Origin of the sequence: Hymenobacter taeanensis (genome assembly GCF_013137895.1) — a bacterium.
GTDB lineage: Bacteria > Bacteroidota > Bacteroidia > Cytophagales > Hymenobacteraceae > Hymenobacter > Hymenobacter taeanensis.
On the sequence record NZ_CP053538.1, the window covers coordinates 4,175,579 to 4,200,930 of the forward strand.

Genomic DNA, 25,352 nt, shown 5'->3' on the forward strand with positions numbered 1-25,352 from the left:
GGTTTTTGGAAAATAAATAATTAAATACTAGCTGATTGACTACCTGAAGCTAAATGCTCAGTTCAATACGCTGAACTTCTGATACTATGACGTTTCAACCGTCGAAATTGTTGGCCGCCGCCACCTTGCTTACCGCTGCCGCCCCGGCTACTGTGTGGGCCCAGAAGACGGGAGGTAAGATTGAGGACGCCGAGATTGAGATTGTAAAGGAGCGGGTGAATGAGCTGCCCGAGGCCACCCGCAACTTTGAAAAGGTGAAGCTGGAGGGGCCCGTGAAAGTGGAGAAAAAGGTGACGTACACGTTCCCCGATTTTCGCTTGCCCGCCGATAAGCTTAACCCTTCCGTACGTGTACTTACCATCCGGCAGGAAGACTTGGCCCCACTCACGGGCAACTACCTGAAGGGAGGCTTAGGAAACTACGGTACCGTGTACGGCAAGGCCTACCTGCACAACAACCGCAGCGACCGAGCCAGTTATGGCCTCGACTTCAGTCACCTTTCCTCCTCAAAGGGCCCGGTTGACAAGAAGAACTCCAGCCAGAGCCAAACCAGCCTGGCCCTGAACGGGGAAACCTACGGTGGCCCCCTGGTGCTGGGCGCCACCGCCAGCGCCGGCCGGGAGCGGTACAACTTCTACGGCTACGATCAGGAGTTTAACCTGCCGCCCAGCCCCGATAGTCTGAAACAGGTGTTCACTCGCGCGGCCGTGAAGCTTTACGCCCGCAACCGCGCCACTGATGCGGCCTTCCAGTACGATTTTGGGGTGGGCTTTAACTTCTGGAAAGACCGCTTCAGGGCTAAGGAGAGCAATGTATACGCTACGCTGCGCTCTGGTTACAAGATCAATGAAACCAGCCGAATTCGGTTTGACGGGGACGTATCATTCATCAACTTCCGGGACTCGTTGAGCTACAGCCGGCCCTTGGTGCAAGTAACACCGGCCTATGAGCTTACCCTAAACCGTCTGGCAGTATCGGTTGGGGCTACGCTAGCGTATACCGGCGATACCATCGGGAAAGCAAAGCAGGCCAACTTCTACCCGGCAGTACGCTTGGGCTACACCGTTACCGAGGATAAGTTCTTGGTATTTGCTGGCTTAGGTGGCGCCTTGCAGCGAGTAACGATGTATGATCTGACCACGGAAAACCCATGGTTGGCTCCCAACCAGCGGGTGGCAGATACCCACCGCGGGCCGACCTTGTATTTCGGCTTCCAGGCGGCTCCGGCCCGTTCATTGGAGGTAAATGCCAAGGTGACACTCTCCAACGACCAGAATCTATACTTCTACGCCAACTCGCCGCGCGATACCACCAAATTTAATCTGGTGTATGATCAGAAGTCTACCCAACTCCTGAACGTGCATGGTGAGGTCATCTACAATGCCGCTGAGAAAACCCGTGTGGGCTTTAAGGCTGACTACAACGGCTATAAGGTGCATTCTCTGCCCGAAGCGTTTCACCGCCCGGCGTTCCAGGGTACGTTATTTGGCACGTATAACGTGTATGACAAGCTGCTGCTGGGTGCCGAAATTTACACCTATAGCTCCAGTTTCGGGCGGGGCTACAGGCGGCAGGAGATTCCGTCGGTGCCGCCGGGCCCGTCGCCCGCTACCTACGCCGCTGTGGTGCGCCCCACCGACTCGGTTATCGACCTGAACCTGCGCGCAGATTACCGCATTATGGAAAATCTATCCATATTTGCTTTAGGCAACAACCTATTGGGCCGCAAGAACGAGCGTTTTCTGAACTATCCAGTAAAGGGAATTAACGTACTGGCGGGCGTTACCTACGATTTCTAAACTGCTGATTCTTTGGCAGGTGCTAGGCCACTCCACCGGATGATTCTAGGCCAGTCAACGGCAGCGTATGCCGGGGCATACGGCGAGCAACCCCACGTTGCTCGCCGCTTTTGCATGGTATATTCCGCTAAAATCAGAAGTGGCAGCTTCCTACCTCAAAAAAACTAGCACGTCTCCTGCATGCAGCTTTCCGACCATATCCGTACCCTGCTTCGTGACCATGACTGCGTTATCATCCCCGACTTTGGCGGGCTGATTGCGGAGTATGAGCCGGCTCGGATTCATCCGGTACGCCACACGTTGGTACCTCCCGCCAAGCGCGTTGCCTTCAACCAGTCTTTGACCCGCAATGATGGGCTGCTGGTAGATGCGCTGAGCCGCAAGCTGAATTTGAGCACGGTTCAGGCCCGCCAACTGGTGCGCGAAGCGGTGCTGCAGATGCAGGAAGAGCTCGAAACCGGGCAGCGTACAGAACTCCGTGGCGTTGGCATGTTTCGCCGGGCTGCTGGCAGGGGGCTCGAGTTTGAATACACAGGTACGCAGAACCTGCTGAGCGCAAGCTATGGTTTGCCCGAGCTAGTGTCTAGGCCTATTCGGGCTACTGATGCCATCCTGGCCCGGGAGCGCCCCGTAGCGGCTCCACTGCTTGCCGTGTCACGCTCCTCGCGCGTTACGCGTGCCTTTCGGGTGGCCGCCATGACCCTGGTGGCGGGATTAGCCCTGTCAGCTAATTATATGACCCTCGACATGCTGGGCTACTTACCTGAGGGCTGGAAGGTTTCCAAATCGGTTTCCCTGCCATCGGCTGGCGAGGTACCGGTGCCGGTTATGGCGCGGCAGCAGGCCGCCCTGGCCTCCGAAATTTCGGCGCCGGCCCCGCGAATTAGTCGGGAAGTGCCCGCGATGGCGCCCGCTGAAGAAAAAGTGGCTCCGGTGGTTGCCGCAGTTACTCCTGCAGCTAAGCCAAGCGTAGTAGCCGCTCCGGTGGTTAAAAAGCCCATTCCGGTAGCTACCTTGGCTGGGGCGCAAAAGGCACCGGTTTCTAAAACAGTCGCCCAGCCTAAGGCGAAAGCTCCAGGCTGGGAGAAAGCTGCCGCCACCAATGCAACTACCAGCGGCGAAAGCACGACAATTAAAAGCCGGACGGGCCGTTACTACGTCATTGCTGGCAGCTACACGTCGCTGACCAATGCCGAGAAGGGCCGTCAGGCCCTGGTGCGCCTAGGCCACCGGGCGCGGGTAATCCTGCCCCAGGCAGGTAGCCGCCAGTACAAGCTTTCCGTGGCCGATTACGCTGACCGTACATCGGCCGACCGTGAAGCCCAGGCGCAGCGCCGTCGTTTAGGAAATTCTCTTTGGGTACTCAATTACTAGCATGACGCTTCTCACCCTGCTGCTGCAAGCGCCCACTGGGGCCGCAGCAGTTCCCGCGGCTTCTCCCGCCGCCGCTGATTCTGCCGCAACTGCGGCTAATGCTGCCGCCAACGCAGCCACCGGCCTTTCCCTCATCGACCTGGTTCTGGCCGGCGGCTGGATCATGGTGCCGCTGTTCCTGCTGCTGTTTGTTTCGGTATACATCATCCTGGAGCGGTATTTCACCATTCGGAAGGCGGGTGCCGTATCAGAAACGTTTATGCCTGGCATCCGGGGGCTCATGGTGAAAGGGGACCTGCAGGGCGCTAAAATGCTCTGCGCACAGAACCCTACGCCACTGGCTCGCATGATTGAGAAGGGTATTCGCCGGATTGGCTTGCCGCTCAAGGAAATTGAAACCAGCGTGGAAAACGTAGGCAAAATTGAAATTGCCCGTCTCGAGAAGAACATCAACGTACTAGGTATTGTGGCCGGTATTGCGCCCATGCTGGGTTTCGTGGGTACCATCATCGGGGTTATTAAAATCTTCTATGCCATCAGCTCCACCGGCGACTTTGGCATTGCCCAGATTTCGGGTGGTTTGTACACCAAAATGGTGACTTCCGCCGCGGGTCTGATTGTAGGTATCGTGGCGCACGTGGGCTACCACTGGCTCAGCATTATGGTTGAGCGCATGGTCTTTCGCATGGAGAACTCGGCCATCGAGTTTATGGACATTCTGCAGGATAACTAAGTGTGAGGTTGTGAAAGGCGAAGTTGTGCAATAGGCCCAATGGGTTTTACAGCTTCACCTTTCACCCTTTCACTTCTCACAACTTCACCGCATGGACCTTAGCCGGCGCCGTAAGCTTTCTTCTCACGTCGAGACCAGCTCGATGAACGACATCATGTTCTTTCTGATGTTGTTCTTCCTGATTGTGTCAACGATGGTAAACCCAAACGTTATCAAGCTCATGCTGCCCAATGCCCGTTCGGGCAAGCAGGCCATGAAGCAGCCCATCACGGTATCGGTAGATGCCGCCGGGCAGTACTTCATCGACCGTCAGCTGACTACGCCTACTGAACTGGAAGCCGAACTGGCACGCCGGGTTGAAGGGTTGGAAAGCCCCACTGCCGTACTACGCGTAGATGCTTCCCTGAACGTGCAGAAGCTGGTTGATATCCTCGAAATTGGCAACCGCCTCAAAATTAGAATGGTAATGGCCACCCAGGCCCAGCAAGCCTCGGGTAAGTAAGTCAGGCTGCCACTGGCTGAACCGGCTGGTCTGGTTTTATCGTTACAAGTTCACACTACGCCCCGTCTGCCGTTTTTCGGAGCGGGGCGTAGTAATTAACAGGCATCTCAGTCAGAAGGGCGGCCAGCACTATTACTCTTAAGACTGAGAGGACACGGAAGCGGTTTTCGGTTGAAGAATTGCTTGCGTATTACTCGCCGCCGGAAACATACCTTTGACTTCCTCAAACTGAGCTGCGTAGGCCAGTACGAGCAAACCTATTTCACCCATGGCAACTGAATATCGGGAAGAGCATCGTCGCGAAGCCTTAATCGGTACTGTGCTGATCCATGCCGCCCTGGCGGCGCTGTTCATCTTTACCGTGTTTAAGGGCCCAGATCCGCCCTTAGAGACATTGGGAGGCGATGGCGTGGAGCTAAACTATGGCGTTGATGAGGTTGGCTCCGGCGACATTCAAAGCCAGGCCCCGGCCAACGAATCAAAGAACCGGGAAGACAGCCGCCCGCCCGCCGCGCAGCCCGACCCCACGCCGCCTAGGCCAGTAGCGCAGCCTGACCCAACTCCTCCGACCCAGGAGCGGGTGGTGACCAGCGAAGCAGAGGAGAGCCCTGTAACCGTGCCGCCGGTGCAGAAGTCTGCCCCAGTGGTAAGGGAAGAAGTAAAGCCCGAGCCACCCCGCCCCAAAGTTGACCAGCGGGCCGTGTTTACGCCCAAAGCCAATAGCAATACCGGCGGGGGTAACGGGGTAAATGGCACCAGCAATGCACCCACCGGCAATAACAACGGCGACAACCCCGGCACCGTGGGCGACAAAGGTGACCCGCGCGGCACCTACGGCGGCACGGCCTACTCTGGCGAGCCGGGCAGTGGTGGTAGGGGTACCAGTCCTGGCTCCGGTGGCCTGGAAATGTCGGGGTGGGCAGTGGTGAGCAAGCCGAACGTGGCAGCGCTTGATAACAACTCAGGCTTTGTTCGATATCAGATCAAAATCAACGCTGATGGGGAAGTGGAGTCAGTGAGAAAGGTATCCGGCAACGTGTCACCGGCTCAGGACAGAGCCTGCCGCGATGCGCTGGAACGGGTAGAATTTCGCCGCACTAGCGCCGCCGAGGGCGGAGCAACCGGTTATTACACCTTCCGCTTTACAGTTCAGTAAGCGTACCTTAACCAAACTCTTTTTTAAGCCGCCGGTCGGATTTATCCGGTCGGCGGCTTTGCTTTGCAGGCTGCTTACTGATTATGGTTGCTAGATGATAGTTGTCAGTAGCTGGGCACTATTAATGCGCTGTTCAGTCCAAAACCGCTTGAGCCCGCCGGTAACCAGCAACCGACGATCAACCCAAACAACTATGACCTACCGCGAAACGCTCGACTTTCTTTACAACCAGCTTCCCATGTTTCAGCGGGTGGGAGAGGCGGGCTATAAGCCAGGGCTCGGGAATACGGAGGCATTAGCTGAGCTTACTGGCCACCCGGAGCGCACATTCCCGAGCGTGCACGTGGCCGGCACTAACGGCAAGGGCAGCAGCTCCAACCTGCTGGCGGCAGTGTTGCAGGCCGCAGGCTATACCGTAGGCTTGTATACCTCACCCCACTTGCGCGAGTTTACCGAACGCATAAAGGTCAATGGGGAGGATCTGAAGCCAGAATACTTAGTGGACTGGGTGGCCCGCTGGTGGCCCCAGTTTCAGCACGTGCAGCCCTCGTTTTTTGAAATGTGCGTGGCGCTTTGCTTTTGCTACTTTGCAGAGCAGAAAGTAGATATAGCGGTAATTGAGGTGGGCCTGGGTGGGCGGCTAGATTCTACCAACATTATCCGGCCGCTAGTTTCCCTGATTACCAATATCAGCTTCGACCACCAAAACCTGCTGGGCGATACGTTGCCCAAAATTGCAGGGGAGAAGGCCGGCATCATCAAGTCAGAAGTGCCCGCAGTCATCAGCCAGACCCAGCCCCAGGTACGCTCAGTGTTTGAAGAAAAAGCCGCTGCCATGCACGCACCCCTGCAGTTTGCCGATCAGGAATACCACGTGGAGCCAATCCGGCCCGCCGCGCCCGATGAGGATGTGCAGCACCTGCGCGTAACGCGCCAAGGCGCTCCTTACTTAGACAATCTGGAGCTGGCCTTGGCCGGTGACTATCAACGCCTGAACTTGCCCGGAGTGCTAGCAACTATCGAAGCCCTGCGGCAACAGGGCTATACAATTCCGGAAGAAGCGGTGCGCACTGGCCTTCGCGACCTGCGCCGTCTAACAGGCTTCCGCGGCCGCTGGACCATACTGAGCCGCCAGCCCCTGGTGGTATGCGATACGGGCCACAATGAGGCTGGCCTCCGGTTTGTGACCGAGCAGCTGGCCCGGCTGCCGTACCAACGGCTTCACTTCGTGCTGGGCGTTGTCAATGACAAGGATGTTACCAAGATGTTGGATTTATTGCCCCGAGATGCTAGCTATTACTTCTGCCAAGCCAGTATTCCGCGGGCGCTGCCGGGAGCGGAGTTGGCTGAGCGAGCCGCGGCGGTAGGCCTTCATGGGCAGGTATACGGCCCGGTGGCGGCGGCTGTAGCCGCCGCCCGCGCCGCGGCCGGCCCCGATGATGTGGTCTTCATCGGAGGGAGTACCTTTGTGGTGGCCGATATTGAAGAACTCTAGGCCTGCTAATCCCAAACTCAGCTTGGCAGGGCAGGCGCACATGGGCGTTCAAATCATCTAGGCTTCGGCTTTACAATACGTAACTGAGCCTTACTTCACAATTTCACCACAACACCACTTCACCTTTTCGTGAGTCGAATCAAACTAAAGCGCTTCGCCGACAATGCCGGCCGTCATGATATTGTAGAGCCCGGCAAAGACAATTACCAACAACTGGGTGGGCGCTGGCACGAGCAGTTTTTTCAGAACCAGAATCCTATTACCCTGGAGGTAGGCTGCGGCAAAGGGGAGTACACCGTAGGTCTGGCCGAACGCTACCCCGAGCGCAACTTCCTGGGCCTCGACATAAAAGGCGACCGAATCTGGCGGGGCAGCCGCCGGGCCGAAGCGCTAGGCCTCTCCAACGTGGGGTTTGTGCGCACTCGGGCCCACGACCTGCTCACGCATTTCGCCGCCGGCGAGCTGCACGAGATTTGGATAACCTTTCCCGACCCTCGCCCGCGCGACCGGGATATTAAGCGCCGCTTAACGTCGCCGCGCTTCCTGAGCCTGTATCAACAATTGCTACGCCCGGGTGGACTGGTTCATCTCAAAACCGACAACGAAAGTCTGTTTGATTATTCTCTGGAAACGGTGCAGCAGCGCCCCGGTGCTACTATTCTGGCCTACACTAAAGATTTATACGCTACTCCCGAGCTTTTGCCCCACGCTGAGGATATTGTGACAAACTTCGAAAGTAAATACCGCGCTCAGGGCGTGCCCATCAAGTATCTCCAGTTTCAGTTAAGCTAGTACACCAGGGCTACTGGCCATAGCCACAAACGACAGAGCCTGTTGCCGCATAATTTGATGCAGCAACAGGCTCTGTCGTTTGTGGCTCACCACCTTACATGCCCCGGCAGATAAACACGCCTAGGGCTGGGTGGCGTGGGGTGGTTATTCCAATTCGTAGTTATCATTGGAGCGTTTGCCTCCCTTGTCGGAAGGGCTCGTCATGCCGGTGCCGCTGTCCATATCACCGGCTATTCGATCCTTGAAATTCTCGGGGCGGTTGCCCGCCGCTACGTGTGGCTGACTGGCCTGACCCGACAGGCCACTCCGGACGGAGCGGTCATGCTCCGTGGAGCCGGCCTGTTGTGCCTGTTCCGAGGACTGGTTGCTGATTTTATCGTTGGCGTTCGGCCCGGCTTTAGGGTCGTGCTGGCCGCGCTTTCCAGATTGCGTTGACATAGCTGTAGGGTTTGGTGGTGAAGAACATTGGTCAGGTGGTGGCCTGCGCACGGTAGGTAACCACCTGATTGGCTAGTACTTGGTACGCCTCTTAGCAAGCTCTGTTGCGGCAAGTCGTAAATATGTTATTAGAGTGCCCGCCCATAGCAGGCGACTAATCCCCGGTAATTGAGTACCTGAGTAGCAGGTACAGCTAATGCTCCACTAGAAAATCGAATAAGCCCAGTAGTTTGCATTTGACTCTGATGGTTCCTTTCACGCGTAAAGCTGCCTGCTATGCAAGCCCTATCCATTCTCACCACTGCTCACTTATTTCCTGTGCTGGATGAGCACCTACTGCAGTGTTTACGGGGGCTCACAGAGTTAGAATGGGAGAGGCCTACGGTGGCCCCGCAGTGGCGGGTGCGCGATGTAGCGCTGCATTTACTTGACGGTAACCTGAGAACCTTATCCATGCTGCGGGATGGGCATTTTGGCGGCCCACCGCCCCGTAGCACCGCTTACCCCGATGTAGTTACCTTTCTGAACGAGCTGAATGCCGGTTGGGTGCATGCGGGCCAGCGGCTCAGCCCGGCAATTATTACGTGGCTCTTAGAGCTGAGTGGGGCCGCCTACTGCCAGTATATGGCTACCCTTGACCCACTGGGGCCGGCGGTATTTCCGGTGGCCTGGGCCGGAGAAACTCAGTCGGCCAACTGGTTTCACATTGCCCGCGACTACACCGAGAAGTGGCATCATCAGCAGCAGATCAGGTTGGCGGTGGGCCAAGAGGCTGCATTATTTACCCGTGAGCTGTGCCATCCTTTCCTGGCTACCTGCGTGCGGGCCTTACCCCACCAGTACCGGGGCCTTGCGGCACCAGCAGGCACTACCATCCGCTTCACCGTAAGTGGCCCCGCCGGTGATGCGTGGCAGCTGCAACGGGTAGGCTACACGTGGGAGTTGGGCCAGGCGGGCACCGAAGCCGTGGATACTGCAGTACTAATTGCCCCCGAAATTGCGTGGCGCCTCTTCACCAAAAGCCTCCCTGAGCAGCAGGCAAGGCAACAACTTGTGGTACGTGGGGAGCGGGCTTGGGCTGAGCCAGTTTACTCGCTGCTGGCCGTAATGGCGTAAGGTGCTATTGTTCTTCCAGAGCTTCGAACACCGCCTCCATTTCCTCAAAGTCGCGGAGGCCGGGTTTAATCTCATGACCGCCTTCCAGCACAATACCGGCCGGGCGCACGGTTTCCACTAACTGCCGGATATCAGTAGGGGCAAAGCCTTCGCCGAGCCAGATAGCATAACGCCGGGCCTGCTCAGTGAGGCGCGTAAGCTGGGTAGTGCTGGGTAAGGGCGAGGGCGCCGCGGCCAGCACAAACCCGGTATAAGAGGCCTGCTGCTCCCGGAACCGTAGCTCAACATCTTCGGGCAGCATATCCGGAATCCAGGAAGTAAGCTTATATACCGGTAGCTCTAGCTCAGCTAACTCCTGGGCTGGGCGGCGCCGGTGCAATAGTACGCCCTGGAGGCCGCAGGTGCGGGCCAGTGTATTAATCTCGGCCACGGGCAAGGAATCAAACTCGCCAATGAGCTGCACCCCCGAAACCCAGCCGCTGAGCTCCTGTACTGCCTCGGGCGAAAGATGGTCGGGCCAGGCGGGGTCGAGGCGGAACGTGAGGCAATCGGCACCCATGCCGGCGCAATAGCGGGCATCGGAGAGGTTATTGATGCCGCGCACCATAACGGGAACGATGAGAGCCATGGCAGAAGGAAGTACGAGGGTGAAGGTTTGGGAAAAGCCCGGTGCTAAGGCAACAGGCTGCGTTTGCGCCTGCAATAATCGGGGAAAATAAGGCTAACTGGTTGCTTTGCGGTCTACTTTCTCCCGAAAGTGGCCTGGGCTCTCTGGGTAGCAGCAAACCATACTCCCCAATACCCACTACCTTTGCACCATCGGCCGGAACCTTTCACGCTCCGGGCGCTTTTCATTCTCTTATGAATACTACGAAAGGACGGGTGCTGGTTGCCATGAGCGGCGGCATCGACAGCTCAGTGGCAGCCGTGATGCTCCACGAGCAAGGCTATGAGGTGGTCGGGATGACCATGAAAACCTGGGACTACGCCTCGGCGGGCGGCAGCAAGAAGGAAACCGGGTGCTGCTCCCTCGATAGCATCAACGACGCCCGCCAGATTGCTGTTGATCTGGGCTTCCCACACTACATCATTGACATCCGCGACGAGTTTGGAGACTTTGTTATCTCCAACTTCACTGAAGAATACTTGGCTGGCCGTACGCCCAATCCGTGCGTACTCTGCAACACACATATTAAGTGGGATGCGCTACTGCGCCGGGCCGATCAGCTCGGTTGCGAATTCATTGCCACGGGCCACTACGCCCAAGTTCGGCATGAGAATGGCCGCTACGTCATCAGCAAAGGCCTCGACGATAACAAAGATCAAAGCTATGCCCTCTGGGGAGTAACTCAAGAGAGCTTGGCGCGCACGCTGTTTCCGCTAGGCCAGTTACGTAAAACGGCCATCTATGACTTCGCCCGGGAGCGGGGCTTCACGGAGCTGGTCAACAAGCCGGAGAGCTACGAAATCTGCTTTATCCCCGATAACGACTACCGGGGGTTCCTGCGGCGGCGGGTGCCGGGCCTGGAGGAGCGCGTAGCGGGCGGCGAGTTTGTACTGCGCAACGGCACCGTGGTGGGCAAGCACGAGGGCTATCCGTTTTATACCATCGGGCAGCGCAAGGGCCTGGGGGTGGCGTTAGGTTTCCCCGCCTACGTTACCGCCATCGACCCTGAAACCAACCGCGTGGTGCTTGGCAACTTTGAGGATCTGGCCAGCACCCGTACGGTGGTGGGCAAGCTCAACATGGGCAAGTTTGCTTCGTTGGAGGGCCGCGGACTGGTGCCCAGTATCACCAAAATCCGGTATAACCACGACGGCGCCCCGGCATTTCTGGAGCAGAAAGGCGACAAAATCTACGTCTACTTTGAAGAGGCCGTGCACGCCGTAACCCCCGGGCAAGCCGCTGTATTTTATGAGGGCGAAGATGTGCTGGGGGGCGGCTGGATTGAACGTCACACCATTGGCGAAATACCAGAGCCCACAGAGCTGGTTGCTGATGCCCAATAGCGAAGCCTAGGCCTGCATATTGCTGTTCCCCCTACGGCCCGGCGGCCTTTCATCTGGAAGCGCTACCGGGCCGTTTGGCGGTAATCACTACCCACTCACCGACGACAACGGTTTTTGTGCTATTTTTCAGTTGTAAATCATATCCTATGTCGCAAGCCTATTCTTCGGTTTTCAGGTCAGTTACCCAAATTGCCAGGGCGCTACTCCTGGGGTTAACAGTGAGTGCCGGGCTGGTGGGGTGCAAAAATGAAACCGAGGCCGTACCCGATCAAAGCCAGGAGTACTATCCGCTGTCAGTAGGTGCCTATCGGATATATGATGTGGTTGACTCTACCTTCAATGCCAATGTGCCAAGGTTAGCCGTTTCCAGTTCAAGGAAGAGGTAGCATCATCGCAAATGGCTGATGCCACTGGTCGCTTGGTGTACCAGGTTATACGGTCGCGCCGTATGACTACCGCCGATGCGTGGAAAGTAGATTCCGTACTTACTATTTCTGCCAGCCAGCGCAATGTGTTGGAGTTGCGCAACAATACGCGTCGGGTCGAGCTGGTTTTCCCTATAACCGAAGGAAAGCAGTGGGATAGTAACGCCTTTAACACGTTAAGCCTCGAAGATTTGGATCCGGATGCTTTGGCTAACCGGAATTATGAGGTTTTAAATCGTTCCTACATAAACGTAGGTCAGTCGTTTAGCATTGCCAGCAATGGCAAAACGTACTCGTACCCCAATACCGTCACTACGCTAAATGATTTATCAAATGCCCGGACCGGCGTTAATGCCTACTATTATACAGTACTACGCAACGTGTATGCGCAGGGCGTAGGGCCAATATATCGGGCACGGCGGCGCTACATTTATTGCCAAACCGGCAACTGCACGCCTAATCCGGCTTACATCTACCTAGGCCAGTCTCGCAGTGAAGTGCTGGTAGACAGCAGTAAGTAGCCAATTAGTATCACTACCCCGGATTAGGGCATTAAGCCCCGACCTGAATGCTGATTCAGGCCGGGGCTTTTTTTATATTGTATATGGCCTACTCAATAGGGTAGAGGCCTGAAAGCAGAGGCCAGAGAGGTGCCGCAAATGGAGTGGTAATTACCCGCTGAAATATGACTTTTGGCAGGTATAAAGCGAGGTTTCCTTCGTATCTTCCGGCAAGCTAATTCCCGTTCTGAATGCGCCTTCCTCACTTATTGCTTGTTGCAACACTGTGGACGGGTACGCTGCCAGCGTCAGCTGCAGCATCCGGACCGCACCACCCGCCCTCCGCTACTGCCGTGCCAGCTGGCACCGTGCGCAAACATTTGGTTTACTTTCGCGACAAGGCCAGTTCGCCTTACAGCACCAGTCAGCCCCTGGCCTACTTATCGGCGCGGGCGGTGCAGCGGCGGCAACGGCAGAACATCGCCATTCTCCCCCGCGACTTGCCCGTGAATCCTACGTACGTGCAGCAGGTAAAGGCCGTGGCGGGTGCCCAGCTGTGGTATACCTCCCGCTGGTTTAATGCGGCCGTCGTTTCCTGTGACTCAGCTACCCTGGCCCAGCTCCAGACGCTGCCGTGCGTGCAAACCATCAAGACGGTAAACCGGGGCCTGCCGGGTTCACGCAAGCGCGACGGAGCCGACCAGGAACCGGCTGAACAAAGCCGTGGTACCCGCGCCGAGTACGGTCCGGCCTACACCCAGGCCAAAATGATTGGGGCCGTTGAGATGCACGATGCGGGCTTCCGCGGCGAAGGCATGCAGATAGCCGTATTTGATGCGGGGTTTCCGGGCGTGAATACTACGGCGCCTTTTGCCTCGCTTCGCGCTGAGAACCGGTTGGGCAGTGTATTCAATTTTGTGGATAAAAACCAGCAGGTATTTCTGCGCAACAACCACGGCACTAATTGCCTCTCCACCATGGCCGCCAATCAGCCAGGGTTCTACGTTGGTACGGCCCCCAAAGCCACGTACCACCTGTTTATTACGGAGGACGTTACTTCCGAGCATCCGGTAGAGGAAGTGAATTGGTTGATAGCAGCTGAATACGCTGACTCCGTGGGTGTTGATGTCATCAGCTCCTCTTTAGGGTACACTACCTTCGATTACCCCTCCATTGATTACACCACGAATGATTTGAACGGGCAAACTGCTCTTTCCACTAAGGCCGCAACTATTGCGGCGCGGGTAGGCATGCTGGTAGTAAACAGCGCCGGTAACGAAGGGGCCAATTCCTGGCGGCATGTCACGGCTCCCGCCGACGCCGACTCAATCCTTACCGTTGGGGCCGTTGACTCATTGCTGAACCGTGCCGGCTTTAGCTCCGTGGGGCCTACCGCCGATGGGCGCATCAAGCCTAACCTTTCGGCCATGGGCCAGCAAACGGCCATCATTACGCCTTCGGGCACCGCTACGCGTGGTAATGGCACTTCCTTCTCGTGCCCAGTGCTAGCGGGCATGGCAGCCGGTTTCTGGCAGGCAAATCCCACCTTGACGGCTCAGCAAGTGCTCCGATTTCTGGAACGATCGGGCTCCCGGGCCAGCATGCCCAATGATGAAATAGGGTATGGCATTCCTCATTTTGTGCGGGCCTATAACCTGGCTAATCCCAGTACACCCCTGGCCGCCTCACCTGCTGCCCCCCGCCAGGAACTATACATTTATCCCAATCCTAGTAAGGATAATGAGCTGTTTCTGCAGCTAGCCGAAGCATTCCGCAGCAAGCCCTTGCACATTCGTATTTATGATGCGCGTGGCGGATTGGTAAATGAGCAACAGCTGGCGGCCACAAGCGCTAGTGAAGTGCGCTTAACGCCTTTACAGCTGCCTAAGGGAGTGTACACCTGCTCAGTAACCGCTGGCAAGCAGCAGCGCACGGTGCGTTTTGTGAAGCTATAGCTTGCGTATGAATCAGTGTGCCAATGTTTTAGTGACGTTAAGCCAAATCTCAGTCTGGTTTTGCTATTATGATTGGATTTTTGCAAATTTAATTAGTTGTAAGGCAATGATTTCTTTGCCGGAATTGTTGAATATTACAGCCACAAGGCACAGTAAACTTCTTTTATTTCTTTCCCAGCATGTTACAAATGATGGTCTCCAAGCGCATTGGGCGCCGGCAGTTTCACTTCACGGTTCAGGGTCCTAACTTTCACGAAGTAGTAGCCGAATACGACCGGCTTAGTTTTCCTGATGTGCCAAAGTGCGGTATCTGTGGTTCCGACAACCTCGACCTGACGGCGCGCGTGGCTCAGGATAAGTTTAAGTACACTTCTGTAAAGTGCATTGACTGCCGGGCTGATGTTACGTTTGGCAAGCGCCAAGACGATGACCAGACCGTGTTTCTGCGCAAAACAGAGGATGGCAAGCTGGATTGGCGCGCCTGGGAAAAGTCCGACAAATAACGTTGCGCTGGGCGTCGCTTAACTTCAAACCATAGCACGAAAGCCGCGGGAGTGGCCTAGAGCAGCTGGTATGTTCCTGGAAAAACGTAGCGCTTATGCAATCTGTGTAATGCTCCTACGTTCGTGCAGGAATCAGCTCCGGTTGGCTCCTGGCTACTTCGGCGGCTTTCTTTGTTTGCGGCACCCAGATAATCCGGGGGCGTCTATCATCCTACTCACCCTAATCCTATACCTTCGTGGCATGAACCCTACTCGTCGTATGGCCCCGCTGTTGGCCCCATCACTTCTGGCCGCTGATTTTGGCAATCTGCAATCCGAAACCGAGCGCCTGGCTAATAGCGCCGCCGACTGGCTGCACTTCGACGTAATGGATGGGCGCTTCGTACCAAATATTTCCTTTGGTATGCCCATTTTGCAGGCCGTGCACCGGTATGCCAAGCAGCCCATCGACGTGCACCTCATGATTGAAGAGCCCCAGCATTACCTGGCCGCTTTCCGCGATGCAGGTGCCACCAACCTTACGGTGCATTACGAAGCGTGTACGCACCTGCACCGGGTAGTGCAGCAAATCAAACAGCTGGGTTGTCGGGCCGGAGTGGCCTTGAATCCGCACACGCCGGTTTGGGTGCTGGAAGATATTGCCGCCGACCTTGATCTGGTGCTGGTAATGTCCGTGAACCCGGGGTTTGGTGGCCAGACCTTCATCCCGAACACCCTGAGAAAAGTGGCGGCTCTGAAAGAGCTACTGGTAGATAGTGGCTCACAGGCGCTAATTGAAATTGATGGGGGCGTAACCCTCGACAATGCCGGCGCCTTGGTTGAAGCCGGCGCCGATGTGCTGGTAGCCGGCTCCTTCGTGTTTAACTCCGCTGACCCTATTGCGACCCTGGCAGAAATGCGCCAGCAGCTAACGGCGCTAACGGAATCCGGCGACCAGGACTAACACGGATGCTGCGCCATTACCTCTCCCGCCACGTTTTCCGGCTTCAGCTGCTAGGCCACCCGCTGAGCGCCATGGCGCTGCTCTGCACAGTTGCCGCCCCGGCCGCCGTGGCTCAGCAGCCTGAGCGGGTGGTGGTGAGCGGTACCTTGCTCGATGCGGCGGGCAACCCCCTTGATCAGGTGAGCGTGGGAGTGGAGGGCCAGCCCGGTGGCACCACCTCCGATGAGCTAGGCCACTTTTCCCTCAGTGTGCCCCGCGCTACGGGTGCGCAGGTGCTTGTTGTGCGGCGGCTGGGGTATAAAACGCAGCGTATTCCGCTGGCTTTAACGGAGCAGCGGGATCTACACCTCACCCTAACCGAAGATACCCGCTCCCTGGGCAACGTGACCGTGCGCGGCAACTCCGACGCGGTAAACACCCGTGAGCAGGTAAGCATATTGACCCTGGACCCACGCACCGCCAAGGTCATACCTTCGCCTTTCGGCGACTTTAATGCCATTCTCAAAACCTTGCCTGGCGTTACCAGTACAAATGAGCTGACCAGCACATACTCCGTTAGGGGCGGCAACTACGAGGAAAACCTCGTGTACGTAAACGGCTTTGAGATATACCGGCCGTTTCTGGTAACAGCTGCTGCCCAGGAAGGCTTGAGCTTTATCAACCCCGATCTGGTCAACCGGGTAGAGTTTTCCACCGGCGGCTGGCAGCCCAGGTTCGGTGATAAGCTCTCCTCGGTGCTTAATATCGACTACAAGCAGCCCACGCGGTTTGGGGCTTCGGCTTCGGCCAGCCTGGTAGGCGGTACGGCTCACGTGGAAGCCACTTCTCCCAACAAGCGCATCAGCTATCTGACGGGTATCCGGTATAAAAACGCTACTACGGTGCTTCGGTCACAAGAGCAGCAGCAGGGGGTATATAACCCTACCTTTTACGACGGCCAAAGCCTGATTACCGTGGCCCTGGGCCCGCAAGATAACCCCGCGCGTACCTCACTGGGAATATTAAATACGTTTGCGCACAACGACTACCGCTTTAGCCCCGATAATGGCGAAAGCACCTTTAGTACGTCAGTAAATCAATACACCCGCCTCAAGATTGGCTATAAGGGCCTGGAGCGGATGCAGTATGACACCTACCAGGGTGGGCTCAACCTGCGCCATAACATCCGGCCCGATTTGCAGGTGGAGGTGCTGGCCGGGCTGCTGTATTCGCGCGAGTTTGAGTACCGCGACGTGGAGGCCAGCTATAGTTTGGGCGAAGTTAACACCGACCCGGATTCTCAAGATTTCAACAAGACAGCCCGAGAGCGTGATCTGGGGAGCCGCTTTAGCCACTCCCGCAACTACCTAACGGCTCGGATAGCTACGCTGGAAACCCGCGGCGCCTGGACGCCCGCACAGGCCTACACCGTTAGGTGGGGCTTGAAAGTGGGCCGGGAGAAAATAGATGATATTCTGGATGAATATAGCTTCGCCGATTCTGCGGGCTTTGTGCCCGACGCCCGACGCACCCGCCTGCGCTCCAACCTGAACCTGGAAAGTACCCGCTACCAAGGGTACGCCCAGCACACCATTGCCTTTGATTCTCTGCGCACTCTCACGTATGGGGCACGGGTGAACTACTGGACGGTAAATGGCCAGTTTACTGTTAGCCCCCGGGTGCAGTATTCGTTTATCAGCCCGAGCCGGCCCAATGTGTCGTGGAAAGCGGCGGCAGGCGTGTATGTGCAGCCGCCATTTTATCGGGAGTTGCGGGCTCAGATTGGAGCACCCCAAGAGCAAACGGGTTTCTTAAACCCAGACCTGCGCGCCCAGCGCTCCTTACACTTTATTGTGGGCAACGAGGTACGGTTTAAGCAGTGGGACCGGCCTTTCAAGTTTACGGGCGAGGCCTACTACAAGCACCTGACCGATGTAGTACCCTACGATATTGACAATGTGCGTCTGCGCTACTTCGCCAAAAACAACGCTCGTGCTTACGCGGCGGGTATTGATACCCGGGTGAGTGGGGAGTTTGTGAAGGGAGTGGAGTCCTGGTTTAGCCTGGGGCTGCTCACCACCCGCGAAAACGTAGACGGAGACTCCGTTACTACCTATGACGGCAATACACCCACGGGCCGGGTACCGAAGGGATACATTCGGCGCCCCTCAGACCAGCGCATAAACCTCGGCGTATTCTTCCAGGATAATCTACCGGGAATACCCTCTGTGAAAGGCTACGTGAATCTTGTGTTTGGCAGTGGCCTGCCCTTTAGCCCCCCCGGTTTGCCGGACCTGCGAGGTACCAGTAAGCTTACCCGCAGCTACAAGCGAGTGGATATGGGTTTCTCGAAGGTACTGGTGTTACGTACCAGTCTGCCCGATCAGGATGCGGCCCAACCTATCCGCCTCGAAAGCCTATGGCTGGGACTCGAAATCCTCAATATTTTGGGAGCAGATAATATAGCAGGGTACAATTACCTCCAGGATCTGAACGGTCAGATATACTCCGTACCCAATTTTCTTTCGCAGCGCGTAGTAAATCTGCGGGCTATTGTGCGATTCTAGAAATGCGGGCTATTGTGCGATTCTAGAAAGGCTACAGTAAGTAGCCCAGGGAATATGGATTCAGAAACTCGTAGCCTAACCCGGCAAAAAAGTAGAGGTACACACTGAGCACTGCCGGAAAAAGCAGGGCCATGCCTACACGAGTGCGTAGCGGCCATTCTTTGTGATGGGTTGCCTGATACAGGATATACCCATACGCCGGGAGTACGCCCATAAACAGTAAGGCGTGAACAAGTCCCTGACCTTCTGCATCATGCGCGCCACCGGCAAATAGCTTGGTGCCTACATCGTGGGCGCAAATCAGCAGGGCCAACCAGAGCACCCGCTGCAGGCTCATGGAATACGTGGCATAAAGGGGCAGCAGTGTGCCAGTTAGAATCAAAACGACTATGGGAGTCAGCAAAATCCCGAAGGGAGCTGCGTAGTGGCCTAGCAGGGTATTGGCCGCAACGAGCAATATGCTGAGTAATAGGTTGTAGCCTAGAGGCCTGGCTGGAGGATGGCTAGTCATCCTGATGCACATCTTTGAAGAACAGCATAGGCAAGAGCTTCTCCTCCTTGTCGGCATCAAACCCACAGGTGGCCTGAAACTCCCGGGGATTATGGTAGGTGCCAAACAGCCAGTCCCACACTACTAGGTCGCCGTAGTTGTGGCTGTGCTTCTGGTACTCGTGGTGAATGCGGTGCATCTCGGGGCGCTGGAAAATATAGCCCACCCACTGCGGGGTCCGGACGTTGGTATAATAGAAGAACTCGCCCAGGGCCGTACAGAGCGTATACACGGCCCCCGCCGCCGGACTGAGACCTAGCACCGTATATACCAGCAGGCCACCCAGCAAGGAGTTTACCGTCATTTCCAGCGGGTGCTTATAGAAGGAGGTAATTACCTCAATGCGCTGGGGGCTGTGGTGAATCTGGTGGAAGTGCTGCCAGAGGAAATCCTGAGTGTGGCGCCAGCGGTGCCACCAATAAAACACGAAAGTGGCCACCACGTAGGCCAGTAGGCCGCCCACCACCGGTCCTACGTGCCGGGAGAGGTTGAATACGGAGTACGCCGAAAACCACTCTTCCCAAGTGATACCCGCCAGCAGCACCACCAGCAGCTGTGCCAGGTTAATGGTAAGCACGCGTAGCGGCCAGGTAGGCACCCGAGGCAGCTTCCAGCCGGGTACTATGCGTTCTAACACAAAGCAAAACACGAATGCCGCCAGGATGACTGTCAGCAGGGGCGGCGGGCTCCAGGTAGATAAGCTGTTAACGCACAGCAGCAGGCCAGTGGGGGCACAAAACATAGGACGAGGCGTTTAGTAAAACCATGTCCCAAAGGTGCTGGTTGCGCCCACTAATCTCCTTGATATATATCAAGAACGGCGGGCCCGCAAGCGGCTTAGCGTTTCCGGCGTTAGGCCAAGGTGGGAGGCAATCAGCTTGAGTGGTACCCGTTGAAAGATGTCGGGAAACTCAGTGCGCAGCTGGTCGTAGCGCTCGGCGGCGGAGTGCATGCGCAGGTGCAGGGCCCGCTGCTCACTTAGCACGTAGTACTTCTCGGTGAGAATGCGGCCAATAAAGTTGAATTCCGGAAACCGAGTGTACAGCTCCTGCAACTGCTGATGGCCCAGTGTCCAAACCACGCTGGGCGTCAGGGCCTGAATGTACTCGTGCGAAGATTGGCGGGAGAAGAAACTTAGAATAGAAATTACAAAGTCGCCCTCCTTCATAAACCACGAGCTGACTTCCTTGCCGTCTTTGAGGTAGTAGCCCCGCACCACACCCGTTTCCAGGAAATAGAGCCGATTAGCCACTTGCCCCGCCTGCAGCAAATGCTCCCGGGCAGGTAGCTCCTCGCGTTGCACAAGCTGCTGCAGTGCCTCCCGGAGCGGCAATGATAGAGGCTGGATGGATTGGCAAACGGAAAGGAAGGAGTGCATTTGCAAAGAGTAATAGAGGTAAGCTACTTGGAATCCCAGGTACACTATACAGCGCAGAGCCACCTTCCTCAGAAAGTGGCTCTGCGCTGTACTGCTTTTATAAACGGGCTAAGCGAGTGGCCTAGTACGCTTTCGACTGCCATTCGGTGAGAGCAATCCGCATGCTGGGCAACTGGGGCTTCAGGGCTTCATCCTTATCGACGAGCTTGATGGCTTTGCGGGCATACACAATGGCAGTGCCAAAATCCTGCTGCTGGGCCAGTAAGCGAGCCTTAATCCAGTTGTTAGTAGCCACGTCCTGCAGCTTCAATGATTCATTAATATAGGTGAGCGCGCGCTCGGGCTGAAGGTTGTTCTGCACGAGGTAGTCGGCGGCCTGAGCCAGAAGCTGCCAGTCGTTGGGCTTCTGCTGCAGGACTTGCTCAATACTGGAAAGCACTTGCTTGTGGACCTCCGTTTCAATAGGCAGCACCAGCGTGCGCTTTTCCCAGGTCAGGTTGAGGTGCGCCCCGGTGGGTTGCACGTCAGAAAACCAGTAGAGTAAGGTTTCATGGAACGGCGCTGTTTCCGGCATTACCGGTACCCGAACAACATCGGCGTTGGCATCGTAGCCCTCGGAGCCCCAGTGGTTTATTACCCGGTTCAGAATCAGCTCCCACTCCCGGTCGGCGTGGGGTAGCACATAAATAGAGTACTGACCCGCCACCACCGTTTGGCCCCGCAGTATCACCGGGGTTGAGAAGCGAATGATAGTATTTTCATTGGCTCCTGCCCGCCATATCTGTTCATACGGCACCAGGCCACCCCACACGGTACGGTTTCGCACGCTGGGAGCGTGGTAATCCACCACTACCTCCGTCAGCCCAATGGTTTGGGAAGTAAGGGCGTGCGGACTGGCCTGGGGCAGCGGCAACAGGACGGGTTGGGCATTCTCCGGCGCATTGGTGGGTGGCGTGATGGAGGTCGGCGTCGGCTCCGATACCGTCTGACCCAGCGCCCCGCAGGTATAAAAAACTGCAAGACTGATGCTTAGGCCCAAACGTGCCAATAACCGGTCTTTCATCATATGCAAAAGGCAATAAGTGGTGAGCAGGCAGCCAACTGACTTGCCCAAGTGGAGCGGAACTTCTCATCCCGAAACAATGGTGCCAGTTGTAAGTTACAAGGGTATTATTACTGCAAAGGTGGGTCTTTGATGTAAATTTTTGCTTGAAAAGTTTTCATCCTACCTTCCGGCGCGTACATTTGCCTCGCTATTCAGCCCTTTATGCCCTTCAACGCGCTTTCTATCTGCACCCTTCGCCACATGGCCGCCCCCACGCTGGGCGCCCTGGCCGGGCTGCGCGCGGTGCATCATCATCTGCACGGGCATCATTCCTCTTTCTAGAGGAATATACGCATCATATTGACCCCGTTGGGCGAACCGCACCTGGTTCCCCGGCCCCCGAAACAGGTGGCCCCGGCCGTGTATGGCCGCTATACAACGTTGGGGTCTCCTTCGTATTAGTGCTGAAATTCCCTCACCAACACCGGACTATTATAAGCACCTACCGTTTGCTTAGCCGGTATCCGTCATTTCCCCCTTACCCGTATGATTCGTCTTGCCATCCAGAAATCGGGCCGTCTGAGCGAAGACTCCCTCAACCTGATTCGTGAATGCGGCATCAGCTTCCAGACCAGCTCTTACAAGCTCAAAACCGAAGCCACCAACTTTCCCCTCGAAATCCTGTACCTGCGCGACGACGATATTCCCGGCTACGTGCAGGATGGTGTGGGCCGATTTGGGCATTGTAGGCCAGAACGTGCTGGTTGAAGCCGGCATGCCGGCACTGGAGTTGGAGCCGCTGGGCTTTAGCAAGTGTCGCCTGAGCTTGGCCGTGCCCCGCGCTGCTGGTTACGACTCAGTGCAGGACCTGCAGGGGAAGAACATTGCCACCTCGTATCCCCAGATTCTGGGCGACTACCTTGCGGAGCGGGGCGTGAAGGCAAACTTGCACACTATTAGCGGCTCCGTAGAAATTGCCCCCAGCATTGGGCTGGCCGAAGCCATCTGCGACATCGTGAGCAGCGGCTCTACCTTGCTGGGCAACGGCCTGCGCGAAGTAGAAACCGTGTTCCGCTCCGAGGCCGTGCTGATTGCCAACCAGAACCTGTCGGCGGAAAAGCGGGAGATTCTGGAGCAGTTGCAGTTCCGGATGCAGGCCGTGCGCCGCGCGCGCCGCAACAAATACATTCTGCTGAACGCGCCCACTGCCTCGCTGGATGCCGTGAAGGCGCTGCTGCCGGGCATTAAGTCGCCCACGGTGACGCCGCTGGCCGAGGAAGGGTGGGTGTCGGTGCAGTCGGTGGTGAATGAAGATGACTTCTGGCACATCACAGGGCAGCTGAAAGCCGTAGGCGCCGAGGGTATTCTGGTGCTGCCGATTGAAAAGATGATTGCCTAACGGCTGATAGGGTAGAAACTGGGTGGTGCAGCCTGCTGATAATGCAGCTGCCCACTTGGTTCTTTGCCTGAGTGCTATATCACCTTGTTAGACCCACCCAGAATCAGTTTTTCATTATGCAAGTTTTTCAATATCCCGACCAGACGCAGTGGGCCGCGCTCCAACAGCGAGCTGCGGCGCAGGAAGCGCAGGAAATAGAGCAGCGCGTGCTGGGCATATTTCAGGATGTGCGCCAGCGCGGCGACGCGGCCCTGCGCGACTACGCCCAGCAGTTTGACGGTGTGCAGCTGCAGGATCTGCGGGTAACGCCCGAGGAGATTACGGCCGCCGTAGCCCAGGTGCCCGCCGAGCTGCAAACGGCCATCCGGCAGGCCCACGCCAACATCTGGAAGTTTCATGCTAGTCAGCGGACAGAAGAGAAGCCCGTGGAAACGATGCCGGGCGTAACGTGCTGGCGCCGCTCGGTGCCGGTGCAGCGCGTGGGCCTCTATATTCCGGGCGGCACCGCCCCGCTGTTTAGTACCTTATTAATGCTGGGCGTGCCTGCCCGGCTGGCGGGTTGCCCGGAAGTGGTGCTTACCACGCCCCCCCAGAAAGACGGTTCCGTGAACTCCGTTATCCTGTTCACGGCCCAGCTCCTGGGCATTAGCACGATTATCAAAGCCGGCGGCGCCCAGGCAATTGCGGCCCTCACTGGCGGCACCGATTCAGTGCCCGCCGTGGATAAGATTTTTGGTCCTGGCAACCGCTACGTAACGGCGGCTAAGCAGCTGGCAACCCGCTACGGGGTGGCCATTGATATGCCGGCCGGTCCATCGGAAGTGCTTGTTATTGCCGATTCATCGGCTAACCCCGCGTTTGTGGCCGCCGACTTGCTCAGCCAGGCTGAGCACGGACCAGACTCCCAGGTGATCCTGGTTTCTGACTCCATGACCGTAATTGAGCAGACCCAAGCGGAAATTGAGCGCCAGCTGGCTACGCTGCCCCGGGCGGCCGTGGCCACGCAAGCACTCACCGAAAGCCGCGCCATTCTGCTGCGCACACCCGAAGACATGCTCTACTTCTCGAATCAGTACGCCCCCGAGCACTTGATTCTGGCAGTACAACATCCTGAGCAATTGGCGGAAGGCGTGACCAGCGCCGGCTCCGTGTTCCTAGGCCACTACACACCCGAAGCGGCCGGCGACTATGCCTCCGGCACTAACCACACGCTGCCCACCAACGGCTACGCCCGCAATTACAGCGGTGTTTCCCTGGATTCCTTCCTGAAGAAAATCACTTACCAGCGCATCACCGCCGAAGGTCTCCTCAACGTGGGACCAGTAGTTGAAACCATGGCTGAGGCTGAAGGCCTCAGTGCCCACGCCCGCGCCGTGACCTTACGCCTGGAAGCCGTAGCCAGCCAGCAACAGTAACAACTCAAATCAGGTTTGTGCGGAGCAGCCTTCACCAGGTCCATAAGTGTCAGGGCCATTCCAGGCCTGGAACAAGCATGGAATGGCCAGCTGAACAAAATCCGCGCACTCCTCAACATCCGTCTAAATCCGTGATCTATGTTTGATCTGACCAGCCTCGTTCGCCCCAACATTCGGGCAATGAAACCCTACTCTTCGGCCCGCGACGAATTTCAGGGCGAGGCACATGTGATGCTCGACGCTAATGAGAACAGCCTGGGCAGCGCCGGTCCCGAGCGGTTCAACCGTTACCCCGACCCGCTGCAGCGCGCCGTAAAGACGGAACTGGCTAAGCTGAAGGGCGTGGCAGAAAACCAGATTTTCCTGGGTAACGGTTCCGACGAAGCCATCGACCTACTGGTGCGCCTGGTGTGCATTCCGGACCAGGACAGCATTGTGATTCTGCCGCCCACCTACGGCATGTACGAGGTAGCCGCCAACCTTAACGATGTGCGCATTGAGCGCCAGCCTCTCACCCCCGACTTTCAGATTTCCCCGGAAGCAATTACTCAAATCGTAGCTTCCGACGCGAAAATCGTTTTCCTGTGTTCCCCCAACAACCCCACCGGCAACCTGCTGCATGCCGATGCCATTGAGCAGGTGCTGCGCGGCTTCCGGGGGCTGGTGGTGGTGGATGAGGCCTACGCCGATTTTGCGGCGGCTCCCAGCTGGACCACCCGCCTGGCGGAGTTTCCCAACCTGGTAGTGATGCAAACGTTCTCCAAGGCCTGGGGCCTGGCCGGCTTGCGCCTGGGTATGGCTTTCGCCTCGTCGGAGGTAATCAGCTACCTCAACAAAATCAAGCCTCCTTATAATATATCGGAAGCCACGCAGCAGCATGCTCTGGCCGCCCTGCAGGATGCGCCCCGCTTCGAGCAGATGCGCCAGCAGCTCCTCATTGGCCGCGACTGGCTGGCCGAGCGGCTGCCAGGGCTGAGCATTGTGGAGGAGGTATTCCCTTCGGATGCCAACTTCCTGCTGACGCGCTTCCGGCCCGATGCCACCGCCGTGTATGATTACCTGGTGGGCCGTGGCATCATCGTGCGCAACCGCACCACCCAGCCCGGCTGCGTGGGCACGCTTCGCCTGACGGTAGGCTCGCCCACCGAAAACAAAGAGCTGCTGCAGGCGCTGCAGGAATTTAAGGAAGCGTAATTTTCTGGGAGTGGCCTACGGAGCATCAACCTTGATTTCGTCGGCCACTCCTTTACGTAACGTAGTACATCGACTACTCGCGCA

The 25,352-nt window shown here is 57.0% G+C and carries 22 protein-coding genes and 1 pseudogene; 17 read left to right on the forward strand and 6 right to left on the reverse strand.

Annotation, left to right across the window (positions count from 1 at the left end):
- The first annotated feature begins 86 nt into the window (after positions 1–86).
- The 7 genes from HMJ29_RS17475 (at position 87) to trmB (ending at position 7,851) form a co-directional block, all read left to right on the forward strand.
- Positions 87–1,799 carry a porin family protein gene (locus HMJ29_RS17475; protein WP_171592699.1) on the forward strand — a complete coding sequence of 571 codons (1,713 nt, stop codon included), beginning with the start codon at positions 87–89 and terminating at the stop codon, positions 1,797–1,799.
- Between the two features lie 180 nt (positions 1,800–1,979).
- Positions 1,980–3,173, forward strand: a complete 1,194-nt coding sequence (locus tag HMJ29_RS17480) for an HU domain-containing protein (RefSeq protein WP_171592700.1) — start codon at positions 1,980–1,982, stop codon at positions 3,171–3,173.
- Position 3,174: 1 nt separating this feature from the next.
- Entirely contained in the window at positions 3,175–3,906 is a 732-nt protein-coding gene (locus HMJ29_RS17485) for a MotA/TolQ/ExbB proton channel family protein (RefSeq protein ID WP_171592701.1), read from the forward strand.
- Between the two features lie 91 nt (positions 3,907–3,997).
- Positions 3,998–4,408, forward strand: coding sequence for an ExbD/TolR family protein (locus HMJ29_RS17490; RefSeq protein ID WP_171592702.1), 411 nt, complete (start codon positions 3,998–4,000; stop codon positions 4,406–4,408).
- A 268-nt stretch (positions 4,409–4,676) separates the two neighbouring features.
- Positions 4,677–5,564 carry an energy transducer TonB family protein gene (locus tag HMJ29_RS17495; protein WP_171592703.1) on the forward strand — a complete coding sequence of 296 codons (888 nt, stop codon included), beginning with the start codon at positions 4,677–4,679 and terminating at the stop codon, positions 5,562–5,564.
- A 193-nt stretch (positions 5,565–5,757) separates the two neighbouring features.
- Positions 5,758–7,059: a bifunctional folylpolyglutamate synthase/dihydrofolate synthase gene (locus HMJ29_RS17500; RefSeq protein WP_171592704.1), complete on the forward strand. Its 1,302-nt coding sequence runs from the start codon at positions 5,758–5,760 to the stop codon at positions 7,057–7,059.
- A gap of 129 nt (positions 7,060–7,188) precedes the next feature.
- Positions 7,189–7,851 (forward strand): tRNA (guanosine(46)-N7)-methyltransferase TrmB, encoded by a 663-nt coding sequence (gene trmB / locus HMJ29_RS17505; protein ID WP_171592705.1) that lies wholly within the window; start codon positions 7,189–7,191, stop codon positions 7,849–7,851.
- A gap of 144 nt (positions 7,852–7,995) precedes the next feature.
- On the opposite strand, the gene HMJ29_RS17510 is transcribed toward trmB, so the two are convergent.
- Entirely contained in the window at positions 7,996–8,289 is a 294-nt protein-coding gene (locus HMJ29_RS17510; RefSeq protein ID WP_171592706.1) for a hypothetical protein, read from the reverse strand.
- Positions 8,290–8,565: 276 nt separating this feature from the next.
- Between HMJ29_RS17510 and HMJ29_RS17515 the strand changes: the two genes are divergently transcribed.
- Complete coding sequence (locus HMJ29_RS17515; RefSeq protein WP_171592707.1) at positions 8,566–9,405, forward strand: maleylpyruvate isomerase N-terminal domain-containing protein; 840 nt, start codon at positions 8,566–8,568, stop codon at positions 9,403–9,405.
- A gap of 4 nt (positions 9,406–9,409) precedes the next feature.
- On the opposite strand, the gene trpF is transcribed toward HMJ29_RS17515, so the two are convergent.
- A complete protein-coding gene (gene trpF / locus HMJ29_RS17520; protein WP_171592708.1) occupies positions 9,410–10,033 on the reverse strand; it encodes a phosphoribosylanthranilate isomerase in 624 nt (207 codons plus the stop codon).
- 233 nt (positions 10,034–10,266) lie between these two features.
- On the opposite strand from trpF, the gene mnmA reads away from it, so the two are divergent.
- The 6 genes from mnmA (at position 10,267) to HMJ29_RS17550 (ending at position 18,287) form a co-directional block, all read left to right on the forward strand.
- Positions 10,267–11,415 carry a tRNA 2-thiouridine(34) synthase MnmA gene (gene mnmA, locus HMJ29_RS17525; protein ID WP_171592709.1) on the forward strand — a complete coding sequence of 383 codons (1,149 nt, stop codon included), beginning with the start codon at positions 10,267–10,269 and terminating at the stop codon, positions 11,413–11,415.
- A 397-nt stretch (positions 11,416–11,812) separates the two neighbouring features.
- A complete protein-coding gene (locus tag HMJ29_RS17530; RefSeq protein ID WP_171592710.1) occupies positions 11,813–12,361 on the forward strand; it encodes a hypothetical protein in 549 nt (182 codons plus the stop codon).
- A gap of 230 nt (positions 12,362–12,591) precedes the next feature.
- Positions 12,592–14,295 carry a S8 family serine peptidase gene (locus HMJ29_RS17535; protein WP_171592711.1) on the forward strand — a complete coding sequence of 568 codons (1,704 nt, stop codon included), beginning with the start codon at positions 12,592–12,594 and terminating at the stop codon, positions 14,293–14,295.
- A 188-nt stretch (positions 14,296–14,483) separates the two neighbouring features.
- Positions 14,484–14,798, forward strand: a complete 315-nt coding sequence (locus HMJ29_RS17540; RefSeq protein WP_171592712.1) for a hypothetical protein — start codon at positions 14,484–14,486, stop codon at positions 14,796–14,798.
- A 241-nt stretch (positions 14,799–15,039) separates the two neighbouring features.
- The gene (gene rpe / locus HMJ29_RS17545; RefSeq protein ID WP_244679087.1) at positions 15,040–15,741 is read left to right on the forward strand and encodes a ribulose-phosphate 3-epimerase; all 702 of its coding nucleotides are present in this window, start codon (positions 15,040–15,042) and stop codon (positions 15,739–15,741) included.
- A 5-nt stretch (positions 15,742–15,746) separates the two neighbouring features.
- Positions 15,747–18,287 carry a TonB-dependent receptor gene (locus tag HMJ29_RS17550; RefSeq protein WP_171592713.1) on the forward strand — a complete coding sequence of 847 codons (2,541 nt, stop codon included), beginning with the start codon at positions 15,747–15,749 and terminating at the stop codon, positions 18,285–18,287.
- Positions 18,288–18,318: 31 nt separating this feature from the next.
- On the opposite strand, the gene HMJ29_RS17555 is transcribed toward HMJ29_RS17550, so the two are convergent.
- The 4 genes from HMJ29_RS17555 to HMJ29_RS17570 form a co-directional block, all read right to left on the reverse strand.
- Positions 18,319–18,744 (reverse strand): hypothetical protein, encoded by a 426-nt coding sequence (locus HMJ29_RS17555; RefSeq protein ID WP_171592714.1) that lies wholly within the window; start codon positions 18,742–18,744, stop codon positions 18,319–18,321.
- Positions 18,745–18,790: 46 nt separating this feature from the next.
- Entirely contained in the window at positions 18,791–19,579 is a 789-nt protein-coding gene (locus tag HMJ29_RS17560; RefSeq protein WP_171592715.1) for a sterol desaturase family protein, read from the reverse strand.
- A 69-nt stretch (positions 19,580–19,648) separates the two neighbouring features.
- Positions 19,649–20,215, reverse strand: a complete 567-nt coding sequence (locus tag HMJ29_RS17565; protein WP_171592716.1) for a Crp/Fnr family transcriptional regulator — start codon at positions 20,213–20,215, stop codon at positions 19,649–19,651.
- Positions 20,216–20,336: 121 nt separating this feature from the next.
- Positions 20,337–21,281 carry a DUF2911 domain-containing protein gene (locus tag HMJ29_RS17570; RefSeq protein ID WP_171592717.1) on the reverse strand — a complete coding sequence of 315 codons (945 nt, stop codon included), beginning with the start codon at positions 21,279–21,281 and terminating at the stop codon, positions 20,337–20,339.
- Positions 21,282–21,806: 525 nt separating this feature from the next.
- On the opposite strand from HMJ29_RS17570, the pseudogene hisG reads away from it, so the two are divergent.
- From hisG to hisC, 3 genes and pseudogenes are all read left to right on the forward strand, one after another.
- Positions 21,807–22,659, forward strand: a pseudogene (gene hisG / locus HMJ29_RS17575) (ATP phosphoribosyltransferase).
- A 116-nt stretch (positions 22,660–22,775) separates the two neighbouring features.
- On the forward strand, positions 22,776–24,074 hold the full coding sequence (gene hisD / locus HMJ29_RS17580) for a histidinol dehydrogenase (protein WP_171592718.1): 1,299 nt from the start codon (positions 22,776–22,778) through the stop codon (positions 24,072–24,074).
- Between the two features lie 138 nt (positions 24,075–24,212).
- Positions 24,213–25,268: a histidinol-phosphate transaminase gene (gene hisC, locus HMJ29_RS17585; RefSeq protein ID WP_171592719.1), complete on the forward strand. Its 1,056-nt coding sequence runs from the start codon at positions 24,213–24,215 to the stop codon at positions 25,266–25,268.
- Positions 25,269–25,352 lie beyond the last annotated feature (84 nt).